This is a genomic window from Clostridium niameyense (assembly GCF_001243045.1).
In the GTDB taxonomy this organism is placed as follows: Bacteria; Bacillota; Clostridia; order Clostridiales; family Clostridiaceae; genus Clostridium_F; species Clostridium_F niameyense.
The window spans coordinates 2,365,914-2,380,284 of record NZ_LN849007.1; the positions used below are offsets into that span (position 1 = coordinate 2,365,914).

Consider the following 14,371-nt stretch of genomic DNA (forward strand, 5'->3'; position numbering starts at 1 on the left):
CCTACTTTCTATTAATTATTTGATTCCATAAATTTCTTTAACTTCTTTGGTATATTCATTATTTTCATTGTATACATATAATGGTCTTTCCCATTTTAAGAACATTTTCCCGCTTTTTTGTCCTTCTATTAAAACCATACTAGGTGCCTTATTATAAGATGGATGTATCATCCTTATTACTTTAGGTTCTATTTTATATTTTCTCATGGAACACATAATATCTGCAATTCTTTCTGGTCTATGAATCATAAAAAATCTGCCTTTATCTTTTAATAAAATTCTTGCAGCTTCTATAACATTATCTAAATTACAAAATATCTCATGTCTTGACATAGCATTTTTATCATTTTCATTTATAAGTCCTGTTCCATAAATTTTATATGGAGGATTTACAGTAACTATATCTACTAATCCTATACTTTTTAAAACCTTTAAATCTTTTAAATCAGCATTTATAAAATCTAATTTATTTTCAAGAGTATTATATTTCACAGATCTATTTGCCATATCTATCATATCTTTTTGAATTTCTACTCCTGTTATTCTTTCTGCATCTGTTTTACCTGCTATTATAAAAGGAATAATTCCTGTTCCGCTACATAAATCAACAATCCTATCTCCATTTTTTACTTTAGTATAATTAGCTAATAACACAGCATCTATCCCAAATCTAAAGCCATTCTTTTTCTGTATAACTTTAATTCCCTTTAATTGAAGATCATCTAAAGTTTCATCATTTCTAACTAAATTTTTATCCATATAATTCTCCTTATACCATATATTATAACCTATTTATATCAAAATAATTTTTTAACCCACAAGTTTATTTAATAATAACAAAAGACCGTCTAAAAGACGGTCTCTTATCACTCAATTATTCTTGAACTGGAGCTCCTACTGGACAAACGTTTGCACAGTTTCCACACTCAATACAAGTATCTGCATCTATAACGAATTGAGTATCTCCTTGGCTTATAGCGCTAACTGGACATTCTGATGCGCATGCTCCACAGCTTACGCAAGCATCTGTTATTTTATATGCCATATGTAAACACCTCCTTAATTTACAAAATTCATATGATTTATATTTTATCACGTTTCCAATAATTTTTAAAGTAATTTTTATATAACCGTATAACCTTCACTTTCTATTGATTCAATTATAGTATCTGAATCTACAAAATAATTATCATATATAACACTAATTTCCTTCTTTTCATTATTTATTTGACATGCTATAACTCCTTGATTATTAGAAACTGCTCCCTTTACCTTATTAACATCTCTTAGTGTTTTCATATCGCATACCCTTAGCACTACCTTCATATGTTAACTCCTACCCTTCTTCAAATAATTCTCTTATAATATCCTTATGTTTTTCTGTATCATCTATCTGTAATTCATCTTCATCTACACTATCAACATTACCTTCATAATTCCCTGACACTAATTCAATATTATGTATGGAAAATTGTTCTATAACCTCTTCATTTTCTTCATTTTTAATTTTCACCTTAACTTGTTCCTTTACTGCACTATTAGAAACCACTTCACCTTGTCCGTAATCTGTATTTACTATAGACCCCACTTTAGGAAGCTTTTTTCTTATACCCTCATAAGTTTTTTGTTCATAGTTAAGACAACACATAAGTCTACCACATATCCCTGAAATCTTAGTAGGATTGAGTGATAAGTTTTGTTCTTTAGCCATTTTTATTGATACTGGAGCAAAATCTCCTAAGAAACTAGAACAGCACATAGTTCTTCCGCAAGGTCCTAATCCACCTACCATTTTAGCCTCATCTCTTACTCCTATTTGTCTTAACTCAATTCTAGTTCTAAAAATAGAAGCTAGATCTTTAACAAGTTCTCTAAAATCTACTCTTCCATCTGCAGTAAAATAGAATATTACTTTATTATTATCAAATGTATATTCTACATCTATAAGTTTCATTTGTAACTTATGTTCTTGTATTTTTTTTATGCATATTTTAAAGGCTTCTTTTTCCTTTTCCTTATTTTCCTTATGTTTATTTATATCTTCTTCTGAAGCCTTTCTTATTACACTTTTTAGCGTTGATACTATTTCTTTTTCATCAATGTATCGCTTTCCTATAACACAATGCCCAAACTCTACTCCTCTTACTGTTTCCACTAATACATAATCGTCTTTATTTATATCCATATCTTTAGGATCGAAATAATATATTTTTCCTGCCTTTTTAAAGCGTATACCCACAACCTGTATCATACTATACCTCCCGCATTTTTATAAGCATCTCATCAAATACCAAAGAAAAATTCACATTACTACTTAATTTATCTTGTGTATTATTTACTATACTTATCATTTTATTTAATTTTATAAAAGAAAATTTTTCAGAAATATACTTAATTTCATCTTTCTTATCTATATTTAATAGAAAATCCTCCTTACCTGTTTCTTTATAAATTAATCCATCTCTAAGATAGCTTAAAAAACAGGTAAGTATTTCTTCCCAATTATTTTTATATTTTAAAAGCCAAGGTTCATGTTTATATATATAATTATAGCTATCTATATTATCTACATCTTTTATAATATTTAATGTGAATTCTCTTATTTCTTGAAGGGATTGATCTTCTATAAATTTTTCTACTCTTCCAGGTATACCATCACTAAATACAATTATAGAATTTATCTCATCTTTAGTTAAATTATTATATTTATCCTCTACAAATTTTTTCATTTGCTGGAAGTTTAGTTTACTTAATTTATAAATCTCGCATCTTGATACTATCGTATCTAGCATTTTTTTTATACTCTCACATAAAAGAATTATAAAAACTCCTTCTGGAGGTTCCTCTATAGTTTTTAAAAATGCATTTTGAGCTACTTCTGTTATTAAATGTGCCTTATACATAATAACTATTTTTTTATTGCCTTCTATAGGCTTTTTACTTATTTCTTCTATTATTAATCTTATATCATCTATACCTATAGACTTCTTATCTTTTATATTGAATTCTACTATATCCGCATAATCTCTGTCTTCATGCCTATTTATAAGCATTTTAGCTATTTCTTTAGCTATTAAACTTTTTCCTATTCCATCTTCCCCCACAATAATACTAGCATGAGAAAATCTTCCCTTCTCTATAGCATTTTTTAATTGATGTTTTATATTCTCATGTCCTATTATTGTATCCAAATTCAATATTATCCCTCCGTTAAACTCTAATAAAATTATCTACATCTACTACAAAAATAGTAGCTCCTCCAACCTCTACTTCTATAGGATATGGGACATAAACTCCTGTTGATTCAGTTATAGGTGAAGGTGATGTAATCATATGTTTTCTCTTTTTACATATATCCTCTATCTTTGAAACCACTGCATCAACATTTTCCTCATCCACTCCTATCATAAGAGTAGTATTACCTGATTTTAAAAATCCACCGGTAGTAGCTAATTTTGTGATCCTAAAGTTTGAATCTGTTAATTCCTCTACTAATTCTCCAGAATCATCATCTTGGACTATAGCTATAATTAACTTCATATAAAATACCTCCTTAAAGAAATACCCATTATTAATTTATATTTTTTTTAATACTTACAATTATTTATAAGTATATACTTAATAAATTTATATAAATTCCTTTAGTTTATTAACTATTTCTTTATGTATTTCATCTATAGTTTTCACTTTATCATTATCTACACAATTAATTCTATACCAATTATATTTGTTTGCAATATACTTTGCATTATCATAAGAATTTTTTATATATATATCATTTTTTTCGTGAATATCCTTTTCTTTGCCACCAGTAAATTTATTTGCTCTATTACTCATAAGCTTTTTACTATATTTGGGAGGCATATCTAAAAATATTACACAATCTGGTTTAGGAAGTTTGATTTTATTAAATTCCAAATCCCATAACCATCTTAAAAAATAATCTTTTTCTTTTTCATCATCTATCTTAGCTCCTTGATGTATCATATTAGATGTAGTATATCTATCTGCTAATATAATACCTCCTTCGTTATAAAAATTCTCCCATTCTACTTTATAAGATGCAAACCTATCTACAGCATAAAAAGTAGATGCAATATAAGCATTAACGCTATTTGGTTTATCTCCAAAATCTCCATTCAAATACATTTTTATAAGAGATGATGAGTCACTTTTATAATTTGGGAATTCAACTTTTTTTACTTTTAAATCTCTACCTAAAAATGTTTCATATAACATACTAGTTTGTGTGGCTTTACCACTTCCATCCGTACCTTCTATAACTATTAATTTACCTTTATTCATATAGTTTCCTCCACAAAAACTTATAATTTACTTAATTATTTGAATCTTGTTATTTTGTATTCCTAATACATCTATTCCCACATAAATATAATAACATATAGCATCTACTATTTCTTTAGTAATTAATTCTCCTGGCATTATGATAGGTACACCTGGAGGATAAGGTACTATACTATTATAATTTATCTTATCTACCGATTCTTTTATATCTATCCATTGACTATCCTTGTCTATAACCTGAAATGGTAATAATTTTTGTTGATTATTTAAGTCATTTAAATATTTTACTGTTTTTATTTCATCACTCTTCAAAGAATTACAATCACAATTTTTAATACAATTATATAATTTCTCCATTTCTTTTTCTCTATAAAAAGGAGATAATATTAAAACTATATTAGATGAATCCGCCATTTCACATTGAATCTTATTTTCTCTTAAATAATCCAATAATTTATATCCACTTAATCCATTATTTAAATTTATTACATATCTAGTTGGATCTATATATTTTACATTTTGAAAATTATAATTAAATATTTTTTTATCTTCTTCTCCTATTACATGAAAATTAGGTATACTATTTATTTTTATTCTATACCTTTCACATAATTTTATAAACTTATTATAGTTATCTTTTCCGTATTCATCTAAATAAAATCTACTATACTCCATGGAGCATAGGAAGATGTAAGAAGGGCTTGTACTTAAAAATAAACTTACAAAAAAATCAACTTTATTTATATCTATATCACACTTTTTTCCTATATGTAAAAACGCTGTTTGAGTTAAGCTTGGTAATGTTTTATGTGCACTCATAACTACCATATCTGCTCCTAATTTTAATGCATCTTCTGGTAACTTATCTGTTGCTACAAAATGTGCTCCATGAGCAGAATCTACTAATACTTTCATACCGCACTCTTTAGCCTTATTAATTATAAGTTGTAAATTTGGACATATACCATAATAATTAGGATATGTAATTATTATTCCCTTAGCATCTTTATTTTCTTCTATTAATAGTAAAAAATGCTCCAAATCAATTGCTAAAGGAGCATTAAATTTATCATATATTTTATTTTTTATATATATAGGTTTTAATTTTCTTATAACTATGCCATTAAAAATAGATCTATGGCAATTTCTTTCTACTATTACCTTATCCCCTTCTTTAAAAGCAGAAAAAATCATAGCTAAATTGCCACTAGTACTTCCATTTACAAGAAAATATGACTTTTTAGAATTATATAACCGGCTTAAAAGATTGCCGGATTCTTTTATAATACCTTCAGAATTATGAAGATTATCTAAACCATCAACTTCGGTTAAATCATACTTAATAATATTTTCCATAAAACTTTTTCCTTCTTTAGTATATAAAAATCCTGCTCCGCCTTTATGTCCTGGCATAGAAAATAATAAATTATTTTCCTCTATATACTTTAAAACTCCTTTTATAATTGGTAATTTTGACATTTAATTTCCTCATCCTTTATAATCGTATGAACTAAATTTTTTCTTATACAGTCTTTATAAAATTCATAGAAATCTGTATTCATTTTAGTGTTAATCATTCTTTTTTCACAATCATTACAAATACCTTTGCCATTTAATATTATACCACTATTTAGAGGCTTACCACATATAATACAGTATTGTTTTTTCATATATATCCCCCTTAATCTCAGTTATTATAATTAAATTATTGCCCCTTAATATATATTTTATTCAATACACCAAAAAATGTTATATTGTTCACTAAAATATTTTTTAAAATATTCTCTAAGGATTATCCTGTATATAAAACAATACTCTATATATAATATATTTAATTTTTTACTAATTATTTATTATATATATTGATAATATAAATTATTTAATTCATTTTGGGTATAATAATAATTAATTTATTCTAGAGCAAATAAGAGATTAGCTTGCTAATCTCTTATTTGAAAAGTATTCTAATTTTTTTATTAAGTTATAGCTAGGTTCAAAATAGAATTTTTTAGTTTTATCTCCTTTTTTATATATGCAATAATAAGCCTCTCCATTAAATAAAGAGCAAGTATATTTTTTGCAGTTTGTTAGCATAAATTTAGATTTTATTCTGTTAGTTTTGCCAAAGTAAATAATATCTTTTAATTTTATATTTTCTACTACTTTATCTTCACTACCTTTTATCTTATGTATAATAAACTGATCTGCAATTATAAAATAAGTATATCTAACTTTACATTTAACTATTTCAAATAAACTTATTAATATCAAGAATGCTATTATTAGATTATTCAGTATTTGTTGTATGTTATATACATTAATTTTTAACCCTTTTATAAACTCCATTAAATACAAGGATATAGTTAATAAAATTATTACAAATAATAGAACTGGCACTCTCTTTCTAATTATAGTTTCCTTATACATATTTCCCATAAAAAACCCCCCGAAAAATTCCTCGTATTATCTTTACGATAGAGATTATACTAAGCTTTTAATTATTATTCCACCAGAATATTTAGGATTTATAATGATTTATGCTTATATATTTTGTTTTTTCATAGTTTTATAGTGAATTTCAGTGTTTTTCTTCATTTTACTGTAAATTAAAATAATATTTAGTTAAAAAATAAACAAGCATTTAAATTTTATTCATATTATATTAAAATATATTAATAATCATTATATTAAAGTAAATTCATAATATATAATATAAACAGTTGAGGTGATAACAATGATATCTATATATAAAAATACAGAAGAAGATAAAACAATAAAACAATTGGATACTATAGAACCAGGTGCTTGGATTAATATAGTTGCCCCTTCCCAAGATGAATTAGAATTTATTTCTAAAGAGGTCGGAATTCCAGTGGAATTTTTAAAATCTGCTTTAGATGAAGAAGAAACCTCAAGAATTGAAACGGAAGAAAATAATACATTAGTTATTGTAGATATTCCTTTTACTGAAATGGAAGATAACTCTTTAACTTATGATACATACCCTTTAGGAATAATTTATACAGAAACAATTTTAATAACAGTTTGTTTAAAAAATAGCAAAATATTAACAGATTTTATGGATTCAAAAATAAAATCTTTTTATACTTTTAAAAGATCTAGATTCATTTTACAAATATTATATAGGATTGCTAGCTATTACTTACTATACTTAAGACAAATTGATAAAAAAAGTTTATTGATTGAAAAAAAATTGCACAAATCTATGAAAAATAAAGAACTTATTTTATTACTTTCTTTAGAAAAATCTTTGGTTTATTTTTCTACATCTTTAAAATCTAATGAGATAACTCTAGAAAAAATGCTTAAATTAGATTTAATACAAAAATATCCTGAAGACCAAGATGTACTAGAGGATGTTATTATAGAAAATAAACAGGCTATAGAAATGGCGAATATTTATAGTAACATTCTTAGTGGTACTATGGATGCATTTGCATCTGTTATATCAAATAATCTAAATATAGTTATGAAATTATTAGCATCCATCACTATAGTAATGTCTATACCTAATATAATTTTTGGATCTTTTGGTATGAATGTTAAAGGAATTCCTTTTAATAATACACCTAATGCATTTTTAATAACTAATATAATAACAGTTATAATTTGTATACTAGTTATTATTTTTCTTCGCAGAAAAGATCTACTTTAATTAAATATTATAATCTATAGGAGTGATTATTAATGATTTTAAATCATTTAAAGATAGGAGACACTATAGGAATAGTTTCTCCTGCTAGTCCAGTTAAAACAGATTATTTAAAAAAAGGAGTAAACTATTTAAAATCTTTAGGATTCAATATAAAGGAAGGTAAATATGTTTATAATAAATGGGGGCACCTAGCGGGAAGCGATGAAGATAGAGCTAAAGACTTAATGAATATGTTTTTAGATGACTCTGTAGATATGATATTATGTACCAGAGGAGGATATGGATCCATGCGTATCCTTCCTTATTTAAATTTGGACATGATTAAAAAAAATCCAAAAATATTTGGCGGTTTTAGTGATATAACTATATTACTAAACCTATTTTATTCTCAATGTGATTTTCCTACATTTCACTGTCCTATGGTAAGTTGTAAATTCGAAGATGAATTTACTACAAAGAGTTTTCTAAATACTATCATGAATACAAAAACTCCTTACTTTATAAAAAATCCACCAGATGTACAAATGAAATCTATAACTGATGAAGTAATAGAAGGTACCTTAGTAGGTGGTAATTTATCTTTGATATGCAATACTATTGGAACTCCATATGAAATAGATACTAAAGATAAGATATTATTTATTGAAGAAATAGGAGAACCTCCTTATAAAATAGACAGAATGCTAACTCAATTAATTCTTAGTAATAAGTTATCTAGTTGTAAAGGAATAATAGTAGGTCAATTTACTAATTGTACCCTCCCTCATTATCAAAGAAGTTTAACAACAAGTGAGGTAATATATGACAGAATTGTTAAATTAAATAAACCTACATTACTAAATTTTATGTCCGGACATTCTTATCCCAAATTAACTTTGCCTATAGGGGCTAAGATAAAATTAAATTGTAAAAATTCCTCTTTAGAAGTAATTTCTAAAATAATAAAATAAAAAGCATTCTAGATAAATCTAGAATGCTTTTTTGGAGGCGCCACCCAGATTTGAACTGGGGATAAAGGCTTTGCAGGCCTCTGCCTTACCACTTGGCTATAGCGCCACTTTCCAACTGACCTTATTTATTATAACAAAATTTTTGTGTATAGTCAACACAAATTTAAATAAAAAAATGAAAATCTTTTAAAACTAAAAGATTTTCATATATAAAATCATTTAATTATTTTACCTAAAGTAGAACCTATGCTATCATGAATAACTAAATTTGCTTGTTCATCATAAGATGTTATACCCTTATTTATAAGTATTAATTTTTTTCCATTATAGTAATTCACTAAATTAGCTGCGGGATATACTACAAGTGATGTTCCTCCTACTATAAATACATCTGCATTTTGTACATATTTAATAGAATCATAAATAGTATTCATATTTAATGCTTCTTCATATAATACTACATCTGGCTTAACTAAACCTCCACATACTGAACACTTGGGTATTGATTCTTTATTATTTAATACATACTCTAAATCATAGCTTTTATTACAATCTACACAATAGTTTCTATATACACTACCATGAAGTTCTAATACATTTTTAGATCCAGCCTTCTGATGTAATCCATCTATATTTTGCGTTATTATTGCTTTTAATTTACCTTGTTGTTCTAGTTTAGCCAAGGCTAGATGTGCCAAATTGGGTTTAGCATCTTTAAAAACTAACTTTTTCTTATAGAACTCATAGAATTCTCTTGTATGTTCTTCAAAAAAACTATGACTTAACATAACTTCAGGAGGATAGGAATAATTGTTTTTGGTTTTATATAATCCCTTATTAGATCTAAAGTCAGGTATATTACTTTCAGTAGATACTCCTGCACCACCAAAAAATACTATATTATTGCTATTATCTATTATGTCTTTTAATTCTTTTAAAAGCATAAAATCAGCTCCTCCAAAATATAACTAATATAATTATATATTATTTAATATAATTATATTTTTCTATATTAAAATTTAATTATTCCTAAAGAATTTAAGAAAATTATTACTAATAACACAGGAGTTATAGTTTTAAGTATAAAATAATATATGTTTATTATTTTTTGATTTTTTAAATTTCCATTATTAGATAATTCTTTTACTATATCTTGTTTTTTATTAACATATCCTACAAATATAGCTGTTAAAAGCCCCCCTAACGGTAACAATATATTTGATGACATAGTATCAAATATATCAAAGAATGTCTTGCCGAATATTTTAAAGTTATATAATAATCCTAAATTACTAGATGATAAAGTAGCTAAGCTACCTATGATGCTCACTATAATAGCATTAAAAATAACTGCTTTCTTCAAGGATATATTTTTTTCTTCTGTATAATAAGCTATAAGCACTTGAAATATTGACATAATAGCTGTAGTAGATGCTATAGCTGTAAGTATAAAAAATATAGTCAATAATATTTTCCCCATGAAAATTTTTGAAAATACTAAAGGAATACTCATAAATAACAGCCCCCTACCGGCTGTTGGTTCCATGTTAAATGAAAAAACTGCTGGAAATATAGCAAGACCTGCAAGAACAGAAACTAATGTATCTGATACAGCAACCTTTGCCGAAGTAGCTATCATATTATTATCATCTGTAAAGTAACTTCCATAAGTCACCATACTTCCAGAACCTACTCCTAACTTAAAAAAAGCAAGTCCTAGAGCTACTAAGATAGAATCTGCTGTAACTTTTGAAAAATCCACATGAAATAAAAATTTTATTCCTTGGCTAGCTCCAGGCAGTGTTAATGACCTTATACAACATAATAAAATAAGTATAAATAGCACTGGCATTAAAGTTTTAGCAACCTTTTCTATTCCTTTTTGAACTCCTAATATTAATATGATTGATACTAAAGCAATCACTAAAATTTGCCACAGTATAGGCTCTATAGTATTTGATATAGAACTAGTAAAAATATTATTGGCACTATTTAATGTTAAATTATTAAAATCACCTTTTATTGATTTAAATACATAAGAATAAACCCATCCTGCTACTGTAGTATAATAAAAAATTATGAAATAACTTCCCATAATACCCGCATATCCAATGTTTCTCCAAGAAGTATTAGGTTTTAATTTACTAACTGCACCAATAACATTACTTCTAGTTTTCCTTCCTATATAAAATTCACTAATCATTAATGGAATCCCTACAAGTAAAACACATAATAAGTAAATAAGTAAAAAAGTACCACCACCATTTTCTCCTACTAAATAAGGAAACTTCCATATATTCCCCAATCCTACTGCTGAACTTAAAGTTGCAAAAAATACTCCCAGACCTGAAGAAAAGGTTTCTCTATTACCCTCCTTAGACATTGCTTCACCCCTTTAATTTATAAATATAAAAAAAGCACCAAGCTATACTTAGTGCTTTTAATCATCTGGCAACGACCTACTCTCCCACAGGGCCTCCCCTGCAGTACCATCGGCGCTTTGAAGCTTAACCTTCGTGTTCGGCATGGGAACGGGTGTTACCTTCAAGCCATAATCACCAGATACTAATGAAAGAACATGTTCTCTCAAAACTGCACAGTATATTTTGGTCAAGCCCTCGACCTATTAGTATTAGTCAGCTAAACATGTTACCACGCTTACACCTCTAACCTATCTACCTAGTGTTCTTCTAGGGGTCTTACTGACTTATGTCATGGGAAATCTAATCTTAAGGTGGGCTTCACGCTTAGATGCTTTCAGCGTTTATCCCGTCCCGATATAGCTACCCAGCCATGCCACTGGCGTGACAACTGGTACACCAGAGATCGGTCCATCCCGGTCCTCTCGTACTAAGGACAGCTCCTTTCAAATTTCCTACGCCCGCGACGGATAGGGACCGAACTGTCTCACGACGTTCTGAACCCAGCTCGCGTGCCGCTTTAATGGGCGAACAGCCCAACCCTTGGGACCTACTTCAGCCCCAGGATGCGACGAGCCGACATCGAGGTGCCAAACCTCCCCGTCGATGTGGACTCTTGGGGGAGATCAGCCTGTTATCCCCGAGGTAGCTTTTATCCGTTGAGCGATGGCCCTCCCACGAGGTACCACCGGATCACTAAGCCCGACTTTCGTCCCTGCTCCACCTGTATGTGTCGCAGTCAAGCTCCCTTCTGCCTTTGCACTCTACGCGCGATTTCCGACCGCGCTGAGGGAACTTTTGGGCGCCTCCGTTACTTTTTAGGAGGCGACCGCCCCAGTCAAACTGTCCACCTAACAATGTCCCGTGACCAGATTCATGGCCGCCGGTTAGAATTCCAGTACTGTCAGGGTGGTATCCCAAGGTTGACTCCACTTAGGCTGACGCCCAAGCTTCTAAGTCTCCCACCTATCCTGTACAGACAATACCGAAACTCAATGCTAAGCTACAGTAAAGCTCTACGGGGTCTTTCCGTCCAATCGCGGGTAGCAAGCATCTTCACTTGCACTACAATTTCGCCGGATTTGCTGTTGAGACAGTGCCCAAATCATTACGCCATTCGTGCGGGTCGGAACTTACCCGACAAGGAATTTCGCTACCTTAGGACCGTTATAGTTACGGCCGCCGTTTACTGGGGCTTAAGTTCATACCTTCGCTTACGCTAAGTATTCCCCTTAACCTTCCAGCACCGGGCAGGCGTCAGCCCCTATACATCAGCTTTCGCTTTAGCAGAGACCTGTGTTTTTGCTAAACAGTTGCTTGGGCCTATTCACTGCGGCCTACTTTCGTAGGCACCCCTTCTCCCGAAGTTACGGGGTTAATTTGCCTAGTTCCTTAACAGCAATTCTTCCGATGGTCTTAGGATTCTCTCCTCACCTACCTGTGTCGGTTTGCGGTACGGGCACCAATTTACTCGATAGAGGCTTTTCTTGGCAGTGTGGAATCAGATACTTCGCTAAAATTAGCTCCCCATAACACCTCAACTAAGCTTGACGGATTTGCCTATCAAGCACGTCTAAGTGCTTAGACGCACATCCAATAGTGCGCACATCTTATCCTACTGCGTCACCCCATTTCTCAAACGCAAATGGGTGGTATCGGAATATCAACCGATTGTCCATCACCTACGCCTTTCGGCCTCGGCTTAGGTCCCGACTAACCCTGAGCGGACGAACCTTCCTCAGGAAACCTTAGGTTTTCGACCAATAAGATTCTCACTTATTTCTCGCTACTTATGCCAGCATTCTCACTTCTGTACAGTCCACCACTCCTTACGGTATGACTTCAACCCATACAGAAAGCTCCTCTACCACGTGTACGAAGTACACATCCATAGCTTCGGTGGTAAGTTTGAGCCCCGGACATCTTCGGCGCAGGATCTCTTGACTAGTGAGCTATTACGCACTCTTTAAATGAGTGGCTGCTTCTAAGCCAACATCCTAGTTGTCTTAGAAATCCCACATCCTTTTCCACTTAACTTACACTTTGGGACCTTAGCTGATGGTCTGGGCTGTTTCCCTTTTGACCACGGATCTTATCATTCGTAGTCTGACTGCCGTGATACAAGTATATGGCATTCGGAGTTTGATAGGGTTCGGTAACTGTTGTCAGCCCCTAGCCCATTCAGTGCTCTACCTCCATTACTCAATTACACGACGCTAGCCCTAAAGCTATTTCGAGGAGAACCAGCTATCTCCGAGTTCGATTGGAATTTCTCCGCTATCCACAGCTCATCCCATGGTTTTTCAACACCAACGTGGTTCGGACCTCCACGAAATTTTACTTTCGCTTCATCCTGGCCATGGATAGGTCACCCGGTTTCGGGTCTACATCATGCAACTTAGCGCCCTATTCAGACTCGGTTTCCCTTCGGCTTCATACCTTAAGTACTTAACCTTGCTACATAACGTAACTCGCTGGCTCGTTCTACAAAAAGCACATCGTCACACATTAACGTGCTACGATCGGTTGTAGGCACACGGTTTCAGGTTCTATTTCACTCCCCTTCCGGGGTTCTTTTCACCTTTCCCTCACGGTACTGCTTCACTATCGGTCACTAGGTAGTATTTAGCCTTGGGAGGTGGTCCTCCCAGCTTCCCACAAGGTTTCACGTGTCTTATGGTACTCTGGAGTAGATCTTAAAGTGTCGTCTTTTCACCTACAGGACTATTACCTTCTGTGGTAAAGCGTTCCAGCTTTCTTCGGTTAAAACTAAACTTGTTTATGATCTATCCGCAACCCCAGAAACAAGTTTCTGGTTTGGGCTCTTTCCCTTTCGCTCGCCGCTACTTAGGAAATCGATTTTTCTTTCTCTTCCTCCGGGTACTTAGATGTTTCAGTTCCCCGGGTTTACCCTCATATACCTATGTATTGAGTATATGATACATGGGGTTACCCATGTGAGTTTCCTCATTCGGAAATCTTCGGATCTCAGCCTATTTGCGGCTACCCGAAGCTTATCG

The 14,371-nt window shown here is 30.9% G+C and carries 14 protein-coding genes, 1 tRNA gene and 2 rRNA genes; 2 read left to right on the forward strand and 15 right to left on the reverse strand.

Going from position 1 to position 14,371, the window contains the following annotated elements:
* Nucleotides 1-15 precede the first annotated feature (15 nt).
* The 10 genes from BN1711_RS12075 to BN1711_RS12120 all read right to left on the reverse strand — a co-directional run bounded on the left by BN1711_RS12075 (nt 16) and on the right by BN1711_RS12120 (nt 6,741).
* A complete protein-coding gene (locus BN1711_RS12075; RefSeq protein WP_050608394.1) occupies nt 16-759 on the reverse strand; it encodes a tRNA1(Val) (adenine(37)-N6)-methyltransferase in 744 nt (247 codons plus the stop codon).
* Between the two features lie 115 nt (nt 760-874).
* Nucleotides 875-1,045: a DUF362 domain-containing protein gene (locus tag BN1711_RS12080; protein ID WP_050608395.1), complete on the reverse strand. Its 171-nt coding sequence runs from the start codon at nt 1,043-1,045 to the stop codon at nt 875-877.
* A gap of 77 nt (nt 1,046-1,122) precedes the next feature.
* Entirely contained in the window at nt 1,123-1,326 is a 204-nt protein-coding gene (locus tag BN1711_RS12085) for a cation transporter (protein WP_050608396.1), read from the reverse strand.
* Between the two features lie 10 nt (nt 1,327-1,336).
* On the reverse strand, nt 1,337-2,251 hold the full coding sequence (locus tag BN1711_RS12090; RefSeq protein WP_050608397.1) for a PSP1 domain-containing protein: 915 nt from the start codon (nt 2,249-2,251) through the stop codon (nt 1,337-1,339).
* Nucleotide 2,252: 1 nt separating this feature from the next.
* Nucleotides 2,253-3,197 carry a DNA polymerase III subunit delta' gene (locus BN1711_RS12095; protein ID WP_050608398.1) on the reverse strand — a complete coding sequence of 315 codons (945 nt, stop codon included), beginning with the start codon at nt 3,195-3,197 and terminating at the stop codon, nt 2,253-2,255.
* A gap of 13 nt (nt 3,198-3,210) precedes the next feature.
* The gene (locus BN1711_RS12100) at nt 3,211-3,540 is read right to left on the reverse strand and encodes a cyclic-di-AMP receptor (protein ID WP_050608399.1); all 330 of its coding nucleotides are present in this window, start codon (nt 3,538-3,540) and stop codon (nt 3,211-3,213) included.
* A gap of 87 nt (nt 3,541-3,627) precedes the next feature.
* Nucleotides 3,628-4,305 carry a dTMP kinase gene (locus BN1711_RS12105; RefSeq protein WP_050608400.1) on the reverse strand — a complete coding sequence of 226 codons (678 nt, stop codon included), beginning with the start codon at nt 4,303-4,305 and terminating at the stop codon, nt 3,628-3,630.
* A gap of 27 nt (nt 4,306-4,332) precedes the next feature.
* The gene (locus tag BN1711_RS12110; RefSeq protein ID WP_050608401.1) at nt 4,333-5,784 is read right to left on the reverse strand and encodes an aminotransferase class I/II-fold pyridoxal phosphate-dependent enzyme; all 1,452 of its coding nucleotides are present in this window, start codon (nt 5,782-5,784) and stop codon (nt 4,333-4,335) included.
* Nucleotides 5,763-5,975 carry a sigma factor G inhibitor Gin gene (locus BN1711_RS12115; protein ID WP_050608402.1) on the reverse strand — a complete coding sequence of 71 codons (213 nt, stop codon included), beginning with the start codon at nt 5,973-5,975 and terminating at the stop codon, nt 5,763-5,765. Before BN1711_RS12115 ends, BN1711_RS12110 begins: the two co-directional genes overlap by 22 nt.
* A gap of 262 nt (nt 5,976-6,237) precedes the next feature.
* On the reverse strand, nt 6,238-6,741 hold the full coding sequence (locus BN1711_RS12120) for a hypothetical protein (RefSeq protein ID WP_050608403.1): 504 nt from the start codon (nt 6,739-6,741) through the stop codon (nt 6,238-6,240).
* A gap of 298 nt (nt 6,742-7,039) precedes the next feature.
* Between BN1711_RS12120 and BN1711_RS12125 the strand changes: the two genes are divergently transcribed.
* Nucleotides 7,040-7,981 carry a magnesium transporter CorA family protein gene (locus tag BN1711_RS12125; protein WP_050608404.1) on the forward strand — a complete coding sequence of 314 codons (942 nt, stop codon included), beginning with the start codon at nt 7,040-7,042 and terminating at the stop codon, nt 7,979-7,981.
* A 32-nt stretch (nt 7,982-8,013) separates the two neighbouring features.
* The gene (locus tag BN1711_RS12130; RefSeq protein WP_050608405.1) at nt 8,014-8,931 is read left to right on the forward strand and encodes a S66 peptidase family protein; all 918 of its coding nucleotides are present in this window, start codon (nt 8,014-8,016) and stop codon (nt 8,929-8,931) included.
* A 32-nt stretch (nt 8,932-8,963) separates the two neighbouring features.
* Here the strand turns inward: BN1711_RS12130 and BN1711_RS12135 are convergent.
* The 5 genes from BN1711_RS12135 to BN1711_RS12155 form a co-directional block, all read right to left on the reverse strand.
* Nucleotides 8,964-9,037 (reverse strand) — tRNA-Cys (locus BN1711_RS12135).
* A 109-nt stretch (nt 9,038-9,146) separates the two neighbouring features.
* A complete protein-coding gene (locus BN1711_RS12140) occupies nt 9,147-9,875 on the reverse strand; it encodes an NAD-dependent protein deacylase (protein WP_050608406.1) in 729 nt (242 codons plus the stop codon).
* Between the two features lie 68 nt (nt 9,876-9,943).
* Nucleotides 9,944-11,314 (reverse strand): sodium-dependent transporter, encoded by a 1,371-nt coding sequence (locus tag BN1711_RS12145; protein WP_050608407.1) that lies wholly within the window; start codon nt 11,312-11,314, stop codon nt 9,944-9,946.
* Nucleotides 11,315-11,377: 63 nt separating this feature from the next.
* Nucleotides 11,378-11,494 (reverse strand): 5S ribosomal RNA (gene rrf, locus BN1711_RS12150).
* Nucleotides 11,495-11,537: 43 nt separating this feature from the next.
* Nucleotides 11,538-14,371: ribosomal RNA gene (locus BN1711_RS12155) — 23S ribosomal RNA — on the reverse strand; the annotation flags it as partial.